Raw genomic sequence first — 18,478 nt, 5'->3', positions numbered from 1 at the left:
CCCTAGCCCTCGGAGGATTGCTGCAGGAAGGCGCGGGGGTCGAACTCGGGGCCCTTGCTGGCCGCGAAATCCTCCAGCGCCTGCACGTCCTTGGGACGCGATTCGGGGTGATAGACCTGGATGTAGTCGCCGCGCGATTCAAAGATCGTCTCGGTCCCGTCGGCAAAGCCCAGCCTGTCGCGCAGCTTTGCGGGCAGGACCAGGCGGCCCTCGCGGTCGATCTCAAGGTCGGTAGACTGTCCGTTCATCAGCAGCTCCAGCCAGCGGCGCTCCTGGCTGCCGCGGGTCAGGCGGTCGATCTGCTCGTCGATCTGCTCGATGGCCTCGATGGTGTACAGCTCCAGCCAGTTCCACCAGTCGGGGCCATAGACCGCCACCAGCTGCGTGCGCCCGGTGTTCGTCCCCGAGAATGACGGGTCGCCGGCATCGAACACGCGGCGCAGCCGGGCCGGGATCGACATCCGACCCTTGCCATCGACCTTGACGGTTTCGGTGCCTCTGAACTTCCGCGCCACCTGGGCCCGCCCTCACTGTCCTGCTCTTTCGGGACGTCCGAAAGAGAAAGGGCGGATCGGGCCGCTGCCACTGCCCGATCCGCCGCCCTCGTTCCCGATTTACCCGGGCCCCTTTGCGGGGTTGGTTGCCGACCCGTCGCACGCCACCTGGGGGAGGTGCTGCTCGCGGACGCGGGCCGGCTATGTTGGAAAACGGTTGCCTGTATGAAGTCTGCTTCGCCTGTCCGGGGTCTTGGCGCCCCTTGAACTGCCCGTTTTCGTGATCCGGTTGTGACATGGGAATTCATGGGAAGCAACGGTATTCTTGGGCCACCAGCCGCATTCCGCCGCAGCTTTTGCCTAAGCCCGAATCAAAAAATGCTGCAGAAGCGGCAGTGATGCGGCAAAGTTTGGTGGCGTGACGCGAAAGCCACACTACATCTAGAAGGCGAGTAACAAACGCATTTTGCCGGTCACTGGGTCCATTTCACCACAGTTCAGAGCCCTGCAAGTCGAAAATCCGGGCAGCGTTGCAAAACTTTTGGAACAGATCACGGACGATCACGAAATCGAGAGGCCATTTGAGCCTCACTTCCCGCAATTTCGCGACCGTCCCGTGCATTCCCAAAGCAGGCCCGGATTTCGCGCAGATCAGGCGATGCCGCCCTGCACCAGACGGTCGGCCAGGCGGGCATAGGCCTCGGACACGGCACCGTCGCCCAAGGCCACGGGTCGTCCCGAATCGCCAGCCAGCCGGACCTCCAGCTCCAGCGGCAGGGCGCCCAGGAACGGCAGGTTCAGCGCCTCCGCCTCGGCCGCCACGCCGCCATGGCCGAACAGATGCGCCTCGTGCCCACATTTGGGACAGATATAGGTCGACATGTTCTCGACCAGGCCCAGGACCGGTGTCTTCAGCTTGCCGAACATGTCGATCGCACGGCGCGCGTCCAGCAGCGCCACGTCCTGCGGCGTGGACACGATGATCGCACCCGTGACGGGGGCCTTCTGGCACAGCGACAGCTGCACGTCGCCGGTGCCGGGCGGCAGGTCGATCAGCAGGACGTCCAGTTCGCCCCAGTTCACCTGCTGCAGCAGCTGCTGCAGCGCGCCCATCAGCATCGGGCCGCGCCAGACCAGTGCCTCGCCCTCCTTCAGCATCAGTCCGATCGACATGACGGTGACGCCATGCGCATGCATCGGATCGATCCGCTGTCCATCCGGGCTGGCAGGCCGGCCCGAGACGCCCATCATCCGCGGCTGCGAGGGGCCATAGATGTCGGCATCCAGCAGGCCGACCTTGCGCCCCGCGCGCGCCAAGGCGACGGCAAGGTTCGAGGTGACGGTGGATTTCCCGACACCGCCCTTGCCGGATCCGACGGCGATGATGTGGCGCACGCCGGGAATCGCCTGCGGACCGGCCTGGGGCGTGGGATGCCCGCCGATCTTCAGGGACGGGGCGGCGCCCTGCCCGGATACGGCCTTGGGCGGCGCGGGCTTGGCGGGGGCGGTCATGACGATCTGGACCTTGGCCACACCGGGGATACGTTCCAGCCGGGCACGGGCCTCGGCCTCGACCGGGGCCACGGCCTGCGCGGTGGCCGCATTCTCGACCTCCAGCACGAATCGCACCGTCTCTTGGTCGATGGTCAGCGCGCGGATCAGGTCGGCCTGACCCAGCGTCCCTCCCTGCGGAAGGGCAATATCCGAGATTGCCGTAAGGATCGTTTCGCGTGTGACGGGCATGTGAGGGACCTGTGTCTTTGTTCGCCGGGCAGCATGAAGCATAGAGACGGGACCCTCAACACCCCCTGCGACAATCCGTACCGCACGGCGCTAACCGCTTTCAAACAGGTGATTTTTGCGTCCGCGGCGTGATCGCTAACAGATGTATCGTGTCAATTTTATGTCGTTAATTCATCGTTAAAGAAGGCAATAGGTCAGCCTTGGCTATGCAATTGCTGCATGGCAGCATTACGAAACCATCCGTTGTGAAACGCCGTCGATGGGGCCATCTTCAACTCAACGAAACGCCGGGCCAATCCGGGAACGGCGCAGACGAGATGAACCGAAAGGATACGACCATGGCTGTTATCGCCCAAGCACACAACGCCACCGCCGACGCCGGCCTGCGTGGCCGCCTGCTGAGCGCGATCCAGCGGATGCAGGAAAACCGCGCCCGCCGCGCCGTTTACCGCCAGACCGTGCGCGAACTGAATGCCCTGACCACCCGCGATCTGGACGATCTGGGCATCAGCCGCTCGATGATCACCCGCCTGGCGCACGAAGCGGCATGGGGTTCGGCCCAGTAATCCTGGGACACCAAGAAATCGCATTCCCGGCCCTCTCCTCCTCCCTGGGTCCGGGACCGGCGGCATCCTCCTCTCCTCCTCCCTGGAGGGTGCCGCCCAAAAGACGCACTGGAACCCGATCCTCCTCCCCGGGTTCACGTGCCAGGCGGCGGCCCCACTCCTCCCTCCCAGGGGTCGCCGCAAAAAGTTTCATAGCCGCCCCATTCGCGGCACGCTGATACGCCCGGTCCTCTCCTCCTCCCTCCCGGACCCGGCGTTCGCGGTACGGCCTCTCCTCCTCCCTGGCCCTACCGCACCCCATACGCGGCCCCTCCTCCTCCCTGGGCCAGCGTTCAGCGGCGACCTCCCTCCTCCTCCCTGGAGGTCGCCGCGCCTTCATAGCCGCCCTGATTGCGGCACACGGATACGACGGGCTCTCCTCCTCCCTGCCCGGTCGTAAGCGGTGATGGCCTCTCCTCCTCCCTGGCCGGAACCGCGACCCATACGCGGCCCCTCCTCCTCCCTGGGCCAGCGTTCAGCGGCGACCTCCCTCCTCCTCCCTGGAGGTCGCCGCGCCCTTCCTCCGGAACCCATCGCCCCCATGACGCATTGCCCCCGACACGCAGTCGGAGGCCGCATGATTCTGCGCAAGGGCACCAAGGTGGAATGGGACTGGTCGGGCCACAAGGCGACCGGAAAGATCACGGACATCTTCACCGATGACGTCGAACGGACAATCAAGGGCAGTAAGATCAGCCGAAACGCATCCAAGGACGATCCCGCCTACCTGATCGAACAGGAAGACGGGGACCAGGTGCTGAAGGGCCGGTCAGAACTGCGCCGCGCCGATTGACGTCTTTTCCCCGCCGTGCGCCCACGCTAAGGCTGGCGGATGCTCAGCTATCAACATGCCTATCATGCCGGGAACCTGGCCGACCTGCACAAGCACGCGTTGCTGGCCGTCGCGCTGGACTACCTGACCCGCAAGGACAAGCCGCTTTCCTATCTGGAAACCCATGCGGGACGGGGCCTTTATGACCTGACCGGCGCCGAGGCGCAGAAGACGCAGGAGGCCGCGCAGGGCATCGCGCGCGCCACGGTCGAACACTGGCTGCCGCAGGATCACCCGCTGATGCAGGCGCTGCGGGCCGTGCGCGACCTACGGGGCGCGCAGGCCTATCCCGGTTCACCGCTGATCGCGGGGCATTTCCTGCGCCACGAGGACAAGGCCCATCTGGCCGAACTGCACCCCGCCGAATTTCAGGCCCTGCGCCGCGTGGCGGGCTTTGCCACCCTGCACCAGCAGGACGGCTTCGCGATGGCACAGGCGGTCTGTCCGCCCGATCCGCGCCGCGGCCTGTTGCTGATCGACCCCAGCTATGAGGTCAAGGCAGACTATGCCGCGATCCCCCGCCAGATCGGCCTGATCGCGCGCAAGTGGAACGTGGGCGTCATCGCGCTGTGGTATCCGATCCTGACCGATCACCGCCACATGGGCATGACCGCGCAGCTGGTCAGCGATCTCCCCGATGCCCTGCTGTCCGAGGTGTCGTTTCCCCCTGCCCGTCCCGGCCATTCGATGATCGGATCGGGCATGTTCGTGCTCAACGCCCCCTGGGGCCTGGCCGAGCACGCCCGCCAGATCGAGGCGATGTTCCGCGAGCGCGCCTGACGGGGATTCCCCCGCCGATTGCGCTGTGCCATGATCGGCCCGGCCACAAGGATTCCCTGCCATGCCTCAACGTCTGTCCATCGGCGCCACCGTGTTCTTGGTCCTGACCGTCCTGGTCGGTCTGTATTTCGCCTATGCCGCGGTGCAGGGCCCGTCGGGCATCCTGCGCCGAATCCAGATCCAGGCCGAGACCGAGGATCTGCGCGAGGCCCGCGACCTGCTGCAGGCCGACGTGACCCGCATGCAGAACCTGACCCGCCGCCTGTCGGACGATTATCTGGACCTGGACCTCTTGGACGAACGCGCCCGCGAGGTGCTGGGCCTGCTGCGCGCGGACGAGATCCTGCTGCGGTAGGGCCGGGATTGCACGGCTGTCGGTGATACGCTACGGATAGTTTAACGCTGAACTATCCGCCACGCTTCCAGGAGGACACGCCGCATGGCCAGAAAACCAAGCCCCCAGCAGGAGGCTCCTTCGAACACGTCGAAGGAAGAGTTGCTGAAATACTATCGCGACATGCTGCTGATCCGCCGATTCGAGGAGAAGGCCGGCCAGCTGTACGGCATGGGCCTGATCGGCGGGTTCTGTCACCTCTATATCGGCCAGGAGGCCGTCGTGGTGGGTCTGGAGGCCTGTGCCAAGGACGGCGACAAGCGCATCACCAGCTATCGTGACCACGGTCACATGCTGGCCTGCGGGATGGAGGCGCGCGGCGTCATGGCCGAGCTGACCGGGCGTCAGGACGGCTATTCCAAGGGCAAGGGCGGCAGCATGCACATGTTCAGCCGCGAAAAGCATTTCTATGGCGGGCACGGCATCGTCGCCGCGCAGGTGCCCCTTGGCGCGGGCCTAGCCTTCGCGGACAAGTATCTGGGCAACGACAACGTCACCTTCACCTATTTCGGCGATGGCGCGGCGAACCAGGGCCAGGTCTACGAGACCTACAACATGGCCGAGCTGTGGGACCTGCCGGTCGTCTTCGTGATCGAGAACAACCAGTATGCCATGGGCATGTCGGTCAAGCGGTCGACGAAATCGACCACCTTCTTCGGTCGCGGAGAGGCCTTCGGCATCCCCGGCGAACAGGTCGACGGCATGGACGTGCTGGCGGTCAAGGCGGCGGGCGAAAAGGCCGTGGCGCATTGCCGCGCCGGCAAGGGCCCCTACATCCTGGAGGTCATGACCTATCGCTATCGCGGGCATTCGATGTCGGACCCGGCCAAGTACCGGACCCGCGAGGAGGTCCAGAAGATGCGCGACGAGCGTGACCCGATCGAGAACATCCGTGAGATGCTGCTGACCGGCAAGCATGCCACCGAGGAGGACCTCAAGGCGCTGGACAAGGAAATCAAGGACATCGTCAACGATTCCGCCGAGTTCGCCAAGGACAGCCCCGAGCCCGACCTGGCCGAGCTGTGGACCGACATCTATGCCGACGAACTGCCCCAGGGCAGCGCCGAAGAGAACGCCTGAGGGGGACCGTCACATGGCAATTGAAATCCTGATGCCCGCCCTGTCCCCCACGATGGAGGAAGGCACGCTGGCGAAATGGCTGAAGAAAGAGGGCGACGCGGTGAAATCCGGCGACGTGATCGCCGAGATCGAGACCGACAAGGCCACGATGGAGTTCGAGGCCGTCGACGAGGGGATCATGGGCAAGCTGCTGGTGGCCGAGGGCACCCAAGGCGTCGCCGTGAACACCCCCATCGCGGTGCTGGTCGAGGAGGGAGAGGACGCCGACGCGGCCCCTGCCCCCAAGGCCGAGGCCAAGCCGGCCGAAGCCCCCAACAAGGATGACGGCGCCCAGCCCGGCGAATCCGCCATCGAGGAGGTCGTGACCCCGCAGCCCAAGCCGCGCAGCCCCGACTGGCCCGAGGGCACCAAGATGAAGACCATGACCGTGCGGGAAGCCCTGCGCGAGGCCATGGCCGAAGAGATGGACCGCGACGAGACCGTCTTCCTGATGGGCGAGGAAGTGGGCGAATACCAGGGCGCCTACAAGATCAGCCAAGGCCTGCTGGAGCGGTTCGGCCCCCGCCGCGTCGTGGACACGCCCATCTCCGAGATCGGCTTTGCCGGCATCGGCACCGGGGCGGCCCTGGCCGGCCTGCGCCCGATCGTCGAGTTCATGACCTTCAACTTCGCCATGCAGGCGATCGACCACATCATCAACTCGGCCGCAAAGACGCTGTACATGTCGGGGGGCCAGATGGGCTGTCCGATTGTGTTCCGCGGCCCGAACGGCGCCGCCGCCCGCGTGGGCGCGCAGCACAGCCAGGATTACGCCGCATGGTACGCGGCCATTCCGGGCCTCAAGGTCGTGATGCCCTATTCGGCCGCCGACGCGAAGGGCCTGATGAAGCAGGCGATCCGCGACAACAACCCGGTCATCTTCCTGGAGAACGAGATCCTGTATGGCCGCAGCTTCGAGGTGCCGGACCTTGAGGACTTCACCATTCCCTTCGGCAAGGCCAACACGGTCCGGTCGGGCGACGACGTGACGCTGGTCAGCTTCGGCATCGGTGTGGCGCATGCGCTGGAGGCCGCGGCCAAGCTGGCCGAGGAGGGCATCGAGGCCGACGTGATCGACCTGCGCACCCTGCGGCCGCTGGACTATGACGCGATCCTGGAATCGGTCAAGCGGACCAACCGCTGCGTGACCGTCGAGGAGGGCTTCCCGGTGGGCGCCATCGGCAACCACATCTCGGCCTATCTGATGGAGAACGCGTTCGACTATCTGGACGCGCCCGTCATCAACTGCACCGGCAAGGACGTGCCGATGCCCTATGCCGCCAATCTGGAAAAGCACGCGCTGATCACGCCCGCCGAGATCGTCGAAGCCGTGAAAAAAGTCACCTACAAGTAAGGGAGCTGCGCGATGCCCACGGAAATCCTGATGCCCGCCCTCTCCCCGACGATGGAGGAGGGCACGCTGGCCAAGTGGCTGGTCAAGGAAGGCGACGAGGTCAAGTCCGGCGACGTCATCGCCGAGATCGAGACCGACAAGGCCACGATGGAGTTCGAGGCCGTCGACGAAGGCCGCATCGGCAAGATCCTGATCGCCGAGGGCACCTCGGCGGTCAAGGTCAACACCGCCATCGCGGTCCTGCTGGAGGACGGCGAGGAGGCGGGCGACATCAGCGCGCCCAAGGCCAAGGAAGAGCCCAAGCCCAACGCGGATGCCGAGCCCGAACCGGCCGAAAAGGGCTATGGCGGCCCGATCGGCGCACCGGTCGCCGGCGATGCCAAGGCCGACGCACCCAAGGGCGACCGGGTCTTCGCCTCGCCCCTCGCGCGGCGCATCGCCAAGGACAAGGGTCTGGACCTGTCGCAGATCCAGGGCAGCGGCCCCCGTGGCCGCATCGTCAAGGCCGACGTCGAGAACGCCAAGGCAGGTGAGGCCAAGCCCGCAGCGGCGGCTGCGGCCCAGCCCGAGGCGAAGGCGGCCCCCGCGGCAGCCGCAGCCCCGGCCCAGGCCCCCAAGGGCCTGTCGACCGACGCTGTGCTGAAGATGTATGCCGACCGCGAGACCGAGGAGGTTGCGCTGGACGGCATGCGCCGCACCATCGCCGCCCGCCTGTCCGAGGCCAAGCAGACCATCCCGCATTTCTACCTGCGCCGGTCGGCCAAGCTGGATGCGCTGATGGAGTTCCGGGCCACGCTGAACAAGCAGCTGGAGGGCCGGGGCGTCAAGCTGTCGGTCAACGACTTCATCATCAAGGCCAGCGCGCTGGCGCTGCAGCAGGTGCCTGACGCGAACGCAGTCTGGGCGGGGGATCGCATCCTCAAGCTGAAACCGTCGGACGTCGCCGTGGCCGTGGCCATCGAGGGCGGGCTGTTCACGCCCGTGCTGAAGGACGCGCATCAGAAGACCCTGTCGGCGCTGTCCGCGCAGATGAAGGATCTGGCCGGTCGCGCGAAATCGAAGAAGCTGGCCCCGCACGAATATCAGGGCGGCAGCTTTGCGATCAGCAACCTGGGCATGTTCGGGATCGAGAACTTCGACGCGGTCATCAACCCGCCGCATGGCGCGATCCTGGCCGTGGGCGCGGGCATCCCCACCCCGGTCGTCGAAAAGGGCGAGGTCGTGGTGCGCAACGTCATGTCGATGACGCTGTCGGTGGACCACCGGGTGATCGACGGCGCCATGGGCGCGCAGCTGCTGGAGGCGATCGTCGCCCATCTGGAAAACCCGATGGGCATGCTGGCCTGATCCAGCCACCGGACGGAACGAACGGCGGGCCATCGGCCCGCCGTCTTTCGTTGTCAGAACGTGACGGTGACGCCCGGAAGGCGCAATTCGTTGATCAGGTCGCGCAACTCCTGCCGCGCGGCGATCTGGGACATGCTCATGGCCTCGGTGCCGACATCCTTCAGGTCCAGCAGGGTCAGCCCGTTCGGAAACAGCTCGCGAAAGATCACGCGTTCCGAAAATCCGGGCGCCACCCGAAACCCGATCCGCTTGGACAGGTCGGCCAGCGCGCCGCCGACCTTGCGCTTGTTGTGCATCTGCTGGCTGCCCAGTCGGTTTCTCAGCACCAGCCAGTCGATGGGCCCTGCCCCGGCCTGCGCGCGCAGCTGGCGTGCGCCCCATACCATCTCGGCATAGATCGAGGGACCAAGCACGTCACCGTCGGGCGACAGGCGCGCCAGCAGGTCGAAATCGACGAAACTGTCGTTCAGGGGCGTGATCAGCGTGTCGGCGACCGTATGCGCCATCTGGCTCAGCTTGGTGTGCGACCCGGGGCAATCCAGCAGGATGAAGTCGCACGTCTCCTCCAGTTGCCGCAGGGCGGGCGTCAGGGGATCGGCGCCCTCGCCCAGCGGCGCCAGCACGGGCATGGGCAGGTCCAGCCCCTTGCGCACCAGGAAGGCGGCGCGATTCTCCAGATAGCGGCCAAAGCTGCGCTGGCGGACGTCCAGGTCCAGCCCACCGACCCGGTGCCCCATCCGCGCCAGCGCGGTCGCCACATGCATCGAGGTGGTCGACTTGCCCGAGCCGCCCTTTTCGTTTCCGACCACGATGATATGCGCCACAAGCAGCCTCTTGTCCTGTCCCGACAGGAAACCTAGCGACCGCGCCGCCGGATGGAAAGCCGCCCCGGCAGCCCTAGCGCCGCAGCAGCCGCCCGTCGATCATCGCCAGCCCAAGCCCGATGACCGCCATGCCCAGCAGCTGCGGCAGGCCCAGAACCTCGTCCAGGAACAGCCAGCCCAGCAGGATTGCCGACACCGGTACCAGGAACGTCACCAGAGAGATGTTCGTGGCCCCCGCCCGGCCCAGGATGCGAAAGAACAGCACATAGGCCAGCCCCGTGCAGACCAGCCCCAGCAGGCTGATCGCCAGCCAGACCTGGGCAGGCGCCGCCGGCGGCAGCCCGTCATGCGCCAATGCCAGCGGCAGCAGCACGACGCTGGTGCCCGTCACCATGCCCGCCGCCGTGACCAGCGGGTCGACGCCCTGCGCACGAAACCGCCGTCCAAAGGCCGCGGCCCAGGCATAGCTGATCGCGGCGCCCAGCATCGCCAGTTGCGGCAGCACGCCATGGCCGTGACCCGCCAGTTCGTCCACGCCGATCATCGCTGCGACACCGCCCAGGCCCAGGGCGACCCCGGCCAGGCGCATCAGCCCCGCGCGCTCATCCGCCAGCACCAGGGTCGAGACCAGCACCGTGAACAACGGCGTCGTCGCGTTCAGGATGGACGCCAGCCCTGCCGGGATGAACCCCTGCGCCCAGACGATCAGCCCGAACGGGATGGCATTGTTCAGCACGCCCATGACCAGGAACGCGCCCCAGAGGCCCGCGCCCCGCGGCAGCGCCCGCCCGGTCGCCAGCACGATGGCCCACAGGACGGCGGCCGCGATCATCACGCGCAGCGCCACCACCCACAGGACCGGCATATGCCCCACGATCAGCGCGATCAGAAAGAATGACCCGCCCCAGATCAGTGACAGCAGCAGCAGAAGGCCCCAGTCGGATGCGCTCATCCGCGCGGTGATCATCGGACGGTCCGGTCTGGCAACGGGCGGGAATGGGTCATGGGTCCTCCTGCGGCGCACGCTGCCCCAAGCCGGGGCCGAGGGAAAGGGCTCAGCCGTCGCGCATCGCCGCCAGCGCGGCCTGGACCTTCGGGGTGCGATGCAGATCGACATGGGTGACCAGCCACAGGTTGGAATCCCATTCCGGCAGGCTCAGCGCGGGCAGAAGGCCATGCGCCAGGCTGTCGGGCAAGGCACCGACCGCCAGCCCGGCGCGGATCACCGCCTCGCGCGCGGTGGCCTCGTTGGCGGTGACCAGGATGTTCTCGGGGCCGATGCGGTCCTGCAGCCAGCGCATGTAAGGCGCGCCGCGCGCCTCTGGTCCTGGCAGGGCAAAACGGTGGTCGCGCGGATCGTCGACCGGCCCGTGCCGGTCCAGGTACGAGGCCGCGGCATACATCACATGCCCCATCCGCCCCATCGCACGCACGACATAGTCGGGCTCGGTCGGTTCGGCCCCGCCGCGGATGGCCACATGCGCCTCTCCGGCGCCCAGCCGGAACAGGCGCGCGTCCGTGGCATAGGTCAGGCGCAGGTCGGGATGGCGCGCCATCAGCGCGATCAGCCGCGGCATGACCAGATCCACCAGTTCCGGCAGCGAGGTCACGACCAGCTCTCCCTCGATCCGCTCTCCGGCGCCGGCGATCTGCGCGGCCATCTGGGCAAAGCGTTCATCCGCGGCCCCTGCCGCATCCAGCAGGGTGCGGCCGGCCTCGGTCAGGGCATAGCCGCGGGTGTGGCGTTGGAACAGCCGGGCGCGCAGGGCCGATTCCAGCGCGTCGATGCGGCGGATCACCGTGGCGTGGTGCACGCCAAGATCGGCGGCCGCCCCGCTGACCGTTCCGGTGCGCGCCACGGCCAGTGCCACGCGGATATCGTCCCACGATTCGATCTGCATGTGCATCCCCGCACAGTGAATGCGCAGTTATCCCCCTTACGTTCGCAGGTGCATAGACCTAAATCTGCTGCAACGCAGAAACAACTCTCTGGGAGCTTGCCATGAACATCCTGCATCTCGACAGCGCCATCACCGCCGACGCCTCGGTCTCGCGCCAGCTGACCGCCGACATCCTGGCCCGCCTGACCGCTGCCAATCCCGACGCGACGGTGACCTATCGCGATCTCAGCACGGGCGTCCCCGCCATCGACACCGCATGGTTCAAGGCTGTGCGCGTGGGCACCGACGATCCGACCCCGCAGCAGCAGGCGCAGCTCGACACCTCGAACGCGCTGCTGGCCGAGGTTCAGGCCGCCGACACGCTGGTGATCGGGCTGCCGGTCTACAACTTCTTCCTGCCGTCGCAGCTGAAGACATGGCTGGACCAGATCGCCCGCGCCGGTGTCAGCTTCCGCTATACCGCCGAGGGCCCCGAGGGCCTGCTGACGGGCAAGCGCGCCTTCGTGGCCTATACCGCCGCCGGCACGCCGATGGGTTCGGACCTGGACCACGCGTCGGGCTATCTGCGCCACATGCTGGGGTTCCTGGGCATCACCGACGTGACCTTCGTGGCCGCCGACGGCCTTGCCATGGACCGCGAGGCCGGCATGGCACGCGCACAACAGGCGCTGGAGCAGATCGCGGCCTGACCGGCTGCGCTGTTGCGCAGCTTCACCCCATCCTCATATGGCGGCATTGCATCCTTCTGGGACATTGCCGCCATGCGTTTCACGATTGCGACCGCCGCCCTGCTGACAGGGCTGGCGGTTTTTTACACCCCGGTCGTGGCGCAGACCCCGATCAACGAAATCGCCACGCACCGCCCCCGTGACATGATCGAATGGACCAAGCTGCTGCGCGACAATGCCGCCCGCCAAAGCCATGTGGCCCTTCTGCAAGCGGCGACCGTCAGCGCGACCAACGCCGCCCAATTCGTCATCGTCGTGGCCCAGGACGGCATGATTATCGATGTGCGGACCACGCAGTCCTCGGGCAACCCGCTGATGGATCATGCCCTGCGCAACAGCATCGTGGACATGCCCCGGATGCCGCCCTTCACGGACGACATGCCGCGCGGCAGCGCCAGCTTCGTTCTGCCGGTCAACGTCGCGACCCCGTGATCCGACCGGGCCTGCGTTGACAGGAACCCCCCTGCCCTGTACAAGACCACGGATTCCCGGAAGCACAGCCTTCCGGTCCCTGCGCCAGATGCGGGGATCGCCCCCCGTCAGCGCGTTGCGCCCACGGGGGCTAAACCGATTTGGAGCCATAGGAGGCCCGGCCATGTTCGAGAACCTTTCCGATCGCCTGGGCGGCGTCTTCGATCGGCTGACCAAGCAGGGCGCCCTGTCCGAGGAGGACGTCACCGCCGCCATGCGCGAGGTGCGCGTGGCCCTGCTGGAGGCGGACGTCTCGCTGCCGGTGGCGCGCAACTTCGTCAAGGCCGTCACGGCCAAGGCCACCGGCGCTGCGGTCACGAAATCGGTCAGCCCCGGCCAGCAGGTCGTCAAGATCGTCCATGACGAGCTGATCAAGGTCCTGCAGGGCGACGACGCCCCCGAGGCGCTGCGCATCGACAACCCGCCCGCCGCCATCCTGATGGTCGGCCTGCAGGGTTCGGGCAAGACCACCACGACCGCGAAACTGGCCCTGCGCCTGAAGGACCGCGAGAAGAAGCGCGTGCTGATGGCCTCCCTGGACACCAACCGCCCCGCCGCGATGGAGCAGCTGGCCATCCTGGGCCAGCAGATCGGCGTCGACACGCTGCCCATCGTGATGGGCCAGACCGCCGTGCAGATCGCGCAGCGCGCCAAGACGCAGGCCTCGCTTGGCGGCTATGACGTGGTGATGCTGGACACCGCCGGCCGCCTGCATATCGACGAGGCGCTGATGACCCAGGTCCAGCAGGTCCGCGACATCGCGAACCCGCGAGAGACGCTGCTGGTCGTCGACGGCCTGACCGGCCAGGACGCCGTGAACGTCGCGACCGAATTCGACGCCAAGGTCGGCGTCACCGGCGTGGTGCTGACCCGGATGGATGGCGACGGGCGCGGCGGCGCGGCGCTGTCGATGCGCGCGGTGACCGGCAAGCCGATCCGCTTCGTGGGTCTGGGCGAAAAGATGGACGCCCTGGAGACGTTCGATGCCAGCCGCGTCGCGGGCCGCATCCTGGGCATGGGCGATATCGTGGCCCTGGTCGAGAAGGCCCAGCAGGTCCTGGAGGTCGAGCAGGCCGAACGCATGATGAAGCGGTTCCAGAAGGGCCTCTTCAACATGAACGACCTGCGCGGCCAGCTGGAGCAGATGCAGAAGATGGGCGGCATGTCCTCGGTCATGGGGATGATGCCCGGGATGGCCAAGATGGCCAAGCAGGCCGAGGCCGCGGGCTATGACGACAAGGTCGTCCGCCACCAGATCGCCCTGATCAATTCGATGACCAAGAAGGAACGGGCCAATCCCGACCTGCTGCAGGCCAGCCGGAAAAAGCGCATCGCTGCGGGCGCAGGTCTGGACGTGTCGGATCTGAACAAGCTGCTGAAGATGCAGAAGCAGATGGCCGACACGATGAAGAAGCTGGGCAAGATGGGCAAGGGCGGGCTGATGAAGCAGGCCATGCGCGCCATGACCGGCAAGGGCGGCGGCCTGCCCGACATGGAGAACCTGGACCCCGCCAAGATGGCCGAGGCCCAGAAGATGCTGGCCGATCCCAAGGGCCTGGGCGGGCAGTTGGGCCGCGCGGGCCTGCCTGCCGGCTTGGGCGGATTGTTCGGCAAGAAATGATCACGCTGTCCCCCACCCCGGTTCTGGAGACGGAACGGCTGACCCTGCGCGCGCCCCTGGGCAGCGACTGGCCGCATTGGCGCAGCTTCTATCAGTCGGATCGCGCGCAGTTCGTGGGCGGCGGTTCGCCCGAACCCAAGCCCGGCGCCTATTGGCGGGCCTTCGGCCACCTGACCGGCCATTGGGTGATGCGCGGCTTCGGGATGTTCGTGTTCTGCCTCAAGGGCGATGATACGCCCTTGGGCATGACCGGCCCGTGGTACCCCGACGGCTGGCCCGAGCATGAGCTGGGCTGGACCGTTTGGTCGCAGGCCGCCGAAGGCCGCGGCTATGTCGCCGAGGCCGCCCGTGCGGTGCGCGCGCATGCGTTCCGCGACCTGGGCTGGACCACGGCCGTCAGCTATATCGACCCGGACAATGCCCGGTCGATCGCGCTGGCCGAACGGCTTGGCGCGGTGCGCGACCGCGGCGCGCGGCAGCCGGTCTTCGACAAGCCCTGCCTCGTCTATCGTCACAGCCCGGAGGCCGCATGACCGACGCAACCACCCGCGCGGCCGACCTGCTGCGCGACCACCGTGCCAGCATCGACCGGCTTGACGCCATCCTGGTCTATACGCTGGCCGAACGCTTCAAGCACACCCAGTCCGTCGGCCGCCTGAAGGCCCGGCACGACCTTCCGCCGTCCGATCCCTCGCGCGAGGCAAGCCAGATCGAACGCCTGGAACGCCTCGCGCGCGAGGCCGATCTCGACCCGGAATTCGCGCGCAAATTCCTGACCTTCGTGATCGCCGAAGTCATTCGGCACCACGAACATTATCAGTCCTGACCGGACGACAACCCAAGGAGACTATCTGATGTCCATGAAGATCCGCCTGGCCCGTGGTGGCAGCAAGAAGCGCCCGCACTATGCCATCGTCGCGTCGGATTCGCGCATGCCGCGCGACGGCCGCTTCATCGAGAAGCTGGGCACCTACAACCCGCTGCTGGCCAAGGACAGCGAAGACCGCGTCAAGATGGACGTCGAGCGCATCCAGTACTGGCTAAGCCACGGCGCGCAGCCGACCGATCGCGTCGCACGCTTCCTGGAAGCCGCGGGCGTCAAGGAAAAGGCCGAGCGTAAGAACATGAAGAAGGCAGAGCCCGGCAAGAAAGCCAAGGCCCGCGCCGACGAGCGCGCCAAGAAGGCCGCGGCGCCCGCCGAAGCCGAATGATCTGACGCTGGCGGGGGAAACCCCGCCAGTCCTTTATTGCAAGGGTGTGACATGACCGAAGACCGCATCTGCGTCGGCGCCATCGCGGGGGCTTTCGGGGTCCACGGAGAGGTGCGGCTGAAAAGCTTCTGCTCGGACCCTGCCGATATCGCGACCTATTCCCCCCTGACGTCCGAGGACGGCACCCGCCGGTTCGAGGTGTCGCTGACGCGCGAGGTGACGGGGGCCCTGGGTGCGCGCATCAAGGGCATCGCCACCAAGGAGGATGCCGACGCCCTACGCGGCGTGACCCTGTGGGCCCCGCGCAGTGCCCTGCCCGCGCTGCCGGATGACGAATTCTATCACGCCGACCTGATCGGGCTTGAGGTCGTCAATACCGGCGGCAAATCCCTGGGCCGGGTGCGTGCGCTGTACGATCACGGCGCGGGCGACATCATCGAGGTGGTGGGTGGCACGCAGGTGCTGATGCTGCCCTTTACCCGTGCCGTTGTGCCGACCGTCGATCTGGCCGCGCGTCGCATCGTGGTGGACCCGCCCGGCGACGACGAATGAGCGACGCGCCCAGTCCCAAGTCGCATGGCCGCCTGACCGCCCGTCCCAGCCTGCGCCCGCGCGAGCTGATGGCGGAACCGCAGGTGGCGGGCGCATGGACCGCGCGGATCGTCACGCTGTTCCCCGAGGCCTTTCCCGGCATCCTGGGCCTGTCCCTGACCGGCAAGGCGCTGGCGCAGGGCTTGTGGAACCTGCGCACCATCGGCCTGCGCGATTTCGGCATGGGCCGGCACCGCAATGTCGACGACACGCCCGCGGGCGGCGGGGCCGGCATGGTCATCCGCGCGGACGTGCTTGACGCGGCCCTGACCGAGGCGCAGGCAGGACCGGGGCCGACCCTGCCCGTCCTTTACATGTCGCCGCGCGGCAGGCCGCTGACCCAGGCCCGTGCCCGGGCGCTGGCGCAGGGGCCGGGCGTCACGCTGATCTGCGGCCGGTTCGAGGGAATCGACCAGCGCGTGCTGGACAAGCACGCCATCGAGGAGATCAGCATCGGGGATTATGTCCTGACCGGCGGAGAGATCGCCGCACAGGTCTTGATCGACGCGACGGTCCGGCTTATACCGCGCGTGCTGGGCAATCATGATTCCCTGGCCGAGGAGTCCTTTTCCATCGGCAACCGGGGTCTTCTGGAAGCGCCGCAGTTCACCAAGCCCGCCCTCTGGGATGGCCGCGAGATACCGCCCGTGCTGTTGTCGGGCAATCACGCAGCCATCGCCGCATGGCGGTCCGGTGAGGCCGAAAGGCTGACACAAGAACGCCGCCCCGATCTGTGGCGGGCATATGCGGAAACGCATGTGGACCCGGCTAAGGACCGACAGCGCTCGGGCGCATCAGACCAATCGCGGATGTACCGCGAGCATGACAAGGAACCAAAGCGATGAACCTGATCGCACAACTCGAAGCCGAGCAGATCGCCGAGCTTGGCAAGTCCATTCCCGACTTCAAGGCCGGCGACACCATCCGCGTCGGCTACAAAGTGACCGAGGGTACCCGTACCCGCGTCCAGAACTACGAAGGCGTCTGCATCTCGCGCCGTGGCGGCGCGAACATCGCGGCCAGCTTCACGGTCCGCAAGATCAGCTTCGGCGAAGGCGTGGAGCGCGTGTTCCCGCTGTATTCGACCAACATCGCCACGATCGAGGTCGTCCGTCGCGGCAAGGTCCGTCGCGCCAAGCTGTACTATCTGCGCGATCGTCGCGGCAAGTCGGCCCGTATCGTCGAGAAGACCAACTACCGTCCGCTGTCGGACGCGAAAGCCTGAGCAGAGGTCACGCCATGAAAAAAGAGATTCACCCCGATTACCACACGATCTCGGTCAAGATGACGGACGGGACCACCTACCAGACCCGTTCGACCTGGGGCGCCGAGGGCGACAGCATGTCGCTGGACATCGACCCGACCTCGCACCCGGCCTGGACCGGTGGTTCGTCGCGCCTGATGGATGCCGGCGGCCGCGTGACCAAGTTCAAGTCGAAATACGCGGGCCTGGGTTTCTGATCCGCGCCACGATCGACGTTGCAGACGCCGCCCCTCGGGGCGGCGTTTCGCATTCCGGGGTCAGGTGAAAAACGCCAGCACGCGGCGGCGCTCTGCCATCCCCAGCCAGGTGGCCAAGGCCAGGCAGACCGCCATGACGGTCAGCGCCTTGGTGTCCCCCTCCAGTCCGAACCGGCTGGCGCAGATCATGATCATGACATGCACGAAATAGACGAAGGCCGCGGTGCTGGCCGCGCGCTTGCCGTCCCACGCCCCCTGCACCTGCTGCGCAGCCAGGAACAGCAGCGGCGCCGCCGCCAGCAGCGACAGCATCATGTCGACGCCCCAGCCCCCGCCCGCGATCACCCGCCAGACCAGGCTTTCCCCCATCACCGCCAGCAGCGCCAGACCGGCCAACGGCATGGCCCACCGCCGCAGCCCCGCACCCCAGCCATGCGCCAGCAGAACGCCAAGCGCGAAGAACGGAAAGATGGTGAAGACCCCGTTGCGATAATGGTCCAGCTGGATATTTGCCTGCCCGGTCAGGACCAGCAGTTGCAGGGCCAGCCCCGTACCCGCCAGAAGCGCCGCCGCGACGGCGATCCGCATCGGTCGGCGCAGCACTATGACCATCACCGCCGATACCAGCAGGCCCGGCAGGAACCACAGATGGAAATAGCCGAAGACAAGTGTCTGCAGCGCATGCCCCGCCCCGGTCAGGTCCGGACCATAGATCGGCAGATAGATCGTCATCCACAGCAGGTACAACGCCAGGATGCGGCGCAGATACGGCCCACTGCGCCCGCCGCGCATGGCCGACAGGAAGAAGTACCCCGAGATCAAGGCGAAGACCGGCACCGCCAGACGATAGAGGCCGTTGAACAGCACCTGCTTGACCAGCGGCGGCGCGGCCTCGGGAAATCCGCTATGCAGGGCGATGACCGTCAATGCCAGAAGGATGCGCAACGGGTCGATGGCGCTGTTGCGCCGGGTCTGGGATGTCATGGGCCGGCCTTTGTCGTG

General features: G+C 66.9%; 23 protein-coding genes. 17 read left to right on the top strand and 6 right to left on the bottom strand.

Annotation, left to right across the window (positions count from 1 at the left end):
* Positions 1-2 precede the first annotated feature (2 nt).
* Positions 3-515: a division/cell wall cluster transcriptional repressor MraZ gene (locus TW83_RS11375; RefSeq protein ID WP_045982884.1), complete on the bottom strand. Its 513-nt coding sequence runs from the start codon at positions 513-515 to the stop codon at positions 3-5.
* Positions 516-1,145: 630 nt separating this feature from the next.
* Positions 1,146-2,237: an Mrp/NBP35 family ATP-binding protein gene (locus tag TW83_RS11370; RefSeq protein WP_045982883.1), complete on the bottom strand. Its 1,092-nt coding sequence runs from the start codon at positions 2,235-2,237 to the stop codon at positions 1,146-1,148.
* A 338-nt stretch (positions 2,238-2,575) separates the two neighbouring features.
* On the opposite strand from TW83_RS11370, the gene TW83_RS11365 reads away from it, so the two are divergent.
* The 7 genes from TW83_RS11365 to TW83_RS11335 all read left to right on the top strand — a co-directional run bounded on the left by TW83_RS11365 (position 2,576) and on the right by TW83_RS11335 (position 8,668).
* Positions 2,576-2,803: a DUF1127 domain-containing protein gene (locus TW83_RS11365; protein ID WP_045982882.1), complete on the top strand. Its 228-nt coding sequence runs from the start codon at positions 2,576-2,578 to the stop codon at positions 2,801-2,803.
* A gap of 616 nt (positions 2,804-3,419) precedes the next feature.
* A complete protein-coding gene (locus TW83_RS11360) occupies positions 3,420-3,635 on the top strand; it encodes a DUF2945 domain-containing protein (protein ID WP_045982881.1) in 216 nt (71 codons plus the stop codon).
* A 39-nt stretch (positions 3,636-3,674) separates the two neighbouring features.
* A complete protein-coding gene (rlmJ, locus tag TW83_RS11355) occupies positions 3,675-4,454 on the top strand; it encodes a 23S rRNA (adenine(2030)-N(6))-methyltransferase RlmJ (RefSeq protein ID WP_045982880.1) in 780 nt (259 codons plus the stop codon).
* Positions 4,455-4,515: 61 nt separating this feature from the next.
* Complete coding sequence (locus tag TW83_RS11350) at positions 4,516-4,809, top strand: septum formation initiator family protein (protein ID WP_045982879.1); 294 nt, start codon at positions 4,516-4,518, stop codon at positions 4,807-4,809.
* Between the two features lie 84 nt (positions 4,810-4,893).
* Positions 4,894-5,928, top strand: a complete 1,035-nt coding sequence (gene pdhA / locus TW83_RS11345; protein WP_045982878.1) for a pyruvate dehydrogenase (acetyl-transferring) E1 component subunit alpha — start codon at positions 4,894-4,896, stop codon at positions 5,926-5,928.
* A 13-nt stretch (positions 5,929-5,941) separates the two neighbouring features.
* Positions 5,942-7,321, top strand: a complete 1,380-nt coding sequence (locus TW83_RS11340) for a pyruvate dehydrogenase complex E1 component subunit beta (protein ID WP_045982877.1) — start codon at positions 5,942-5,944, stop codon at positions 7,319-7,321.
* A 12-nt stretch (positions 7,322-7,333) separates the two neighbouring features.
* On the top strand, positions 7,334-8,668 hold the full coding sequence (locus tag TW83_RS11335; RefSeq protein ID WP_045982876.1) for a pyruvate dehydrogenase complex dihydrolipoamide acetyltransferase: 1,335 nt from the start codon (positions 7,334-7,336) through the stop codon (positions 8,666-8,668).
* Between the two features lie 53 nt (positions 8,669-8,721).
* On the opposite strand, the gene TW83_RS11330 is transcribed toward TW83_RS11335, so the two are convergent.
* The 3 genes from TW83_RS11330 to TW83_RS11320 all read right to left on the bottom strand — a co-directional run bounded on the left by TW83_RS11330 (position 8,722) and on the right by TW83_RS11320 (position 11,393).
* Positions 8,722-9,492, bottom strand: coding sequence for a division plane positioning ATPase MipZ (locus TW83_RS11330; RefSeq protein WP_045982875.1), 771 nt, complete (start codon positions 9,490-9,492; stop codon positions 8,722-8,724).
* Positions 9,493-9,565: 73 nt separating this feature from the next.
* Entirely contained in the window at positions 9,566-10,459 is an 894-nt protein-coding gene (locus TW83_RS11325) for a DMT family transporter (RefSeq protein WP_045982874.1), read from the bottom strand.
* Between the two features lie 88 nt (positions 10,460-10,547).
* Complete coding sequence (locus TW83_RS11320; protein WP_045982903.1) at positions 10,548-11,393, bottom strand: LysR family transcriptional regulator; 846 nt, start codon at positions 11,391-11,393, stop codon at positions 10,548-10,550.
* Between the two features lie 101 nt (positions 11,394-11,494).
* Between TW83_RS11320 and TW83_RS11315 the strand changes: the two genes are divergently transcribed.
* The 10 genes from TW83_RS11315 (at position 11,495) to rpmE (ending at position 17,476) form a co-directional block, all read left to right on the top strand.
* The gene (locus TW83_RS11315) at positions 11,495-12,082 is read left to right on the top strand and encodes an NAD(P)H-dependent oxidoreductase (RefSeq protein WP_045982873.1); all 588 of its coding nucleotides are present in this window, start codon (positions 11,495-11,497) and stop codon (positions 12,080-12,082) included.
* A 72-nt stretch (positions 12,083-12,154) separates the two neighbouring features.
* A complete protein-coding gene (locus tag TW83_RS11310; RefSeq protein ID WP_157001513.1) occupies positions 12,155-12,553 on the top strand; it encodes a TonB C-terminal domain-containing protein in 399 nt (132 codons plus the stop codon).
* A gap of 163 nt (positions 12,554-12,716) precedes the next feature.
* The gene (gene ffh / locus TW83_RS11305) at positions 12,717-14,213 is read left to right on the top strand and encodes a signal recognition particle protein (protein ID WP_045982871.1); all 1,497 of its coding nucleotides are present in this window, start codon (positions 12,717-12,719) and stop codon (positions 14,211-14,213) included.
* Positions 14,210-14,746 carry a GNAT family N-acetyltransferase gene (locus TW83_RS11300; RefSeq protein WP_045982870.1) on the top strand — a complete coding sequence of 179 codons (537 nt, stop codon included), beginning with the start codon at positions 14,210-14,212 and terminating at the stop codon, positions 14,744-14,746. The genes ffh and TW83_RS11300 overlap by 4 nt, the downstream gene beginning before the upstream one ends.
* Positions 14,743-15,039, top strand: a complete 297-nt coding sequence (locus TW83_RS11295; RefSeq protein ID WP_042249024.1) for a chorismate mutase — start codon at positions 14,743-14,745, stop codon at positions 15,037-15,039. The genes TW83_RS11300 and TW83_RS11295 overlap by 4 nt, the downstream gene beginning before the upstream one ends.
* A gap of 28 nt (positions 15,040-15,067) precedes the next feature.
* On the top strand, positions 15,068-15,424 hold the full coding sequence (gene rpsP, locus TW83_RS11290; protein ID WP_045982869.1) for a 30S ribosomal protein S16: 357 nt from the start codon (positions 15,068-15,070) through the stop codon (positions 15,422-15,424).
* A 51-nt stretch (positions 15,425-15,475) separates the two neighbouring features.
* Complete coding sequence (gene rimM / locus TW83_RS11285; RefSeq protein WP_045982868.1) at positions 15,476-15,976, top strand: ribosome maturation factor RimM; 501 nt, start codon at positions 15,476-15,478, stop codon at positions 15,974-15,976.
* Positions 15,973-16,860 carry a tRNA (guanosine(37)-N1)-methyltransferase TrmD gene (gene trmD / locus TW83_RS11280; RefSeq protein WP_045982867.1) on the top strand — a complete coding sequence of 296 codons (888 nt, stop codon included), beginning with the start codon at positions 15,973-15,975 and terminating at the stop codon, positions 16,858-16,860. The genes rimM and trmD overlap by 4 nt, the downstream gene beginning before the upstream one ends.
* Positions 16,857-17,240 (top strand): 50S ribosomal protein L19, encoded by a 384-nt coding sequence (rplS, locus tag TW83_RS11275; protein WP_045982866.1) that lies wholly within the window; start codon positions 16,857-16,859, stop codon positions 17,238-17,240. Before trmD ends, rplS begins: the two co-directional genes overlap by 4 nt.
* A gap of 14 nt (positions 17,241-17,254) precedes the next feature.
* Positions 17,255-17,476: a 50S ribosomal protein L31 gene (gene rpmE, locus TW83_RS11270; protein ID WP_042249018.1), complete on the top strand. Its 222-nt coding sequence runs from the start codon at positions 17,255-17,257 to the stop codon at positions 17,474-17,476.
* A 60-nt stretch (positions 17,477-17,536) separates the two neighbouring features.
* Here the strand turns inward: rpmE and TW83_RS11265 are convergent, their stop codons facing one another.
* Positions 17,537-18,460 (bottom strand): acyltransferase, encoded by a 924-nt coding sequence (locus TW83_RS11265; RefSeq protein WP_045982865.1) that lies wholly within the window; start codon positions 18,458-18,460, stop codon positions 17,537-17,539.
* Positions 18,461-18,478 lie beyond the last annotated feature (18 nt).

Origin of the sequence: Paracoccus sp. S4493 (assembly GCF_000967735.1) — a bacterium.
GTDB lineage: Bacteria > Pseudomonadota > Alphaproteobacteria > Rhodobacterales > Rhodobacteraceae > Paracoccus > Paracoccus marcusii.
The sequence above is the reverse complement of the archived record's forward strand: the minus strand, read 5'-3'. Positions and strand labels throughout refer to the sequence as shown.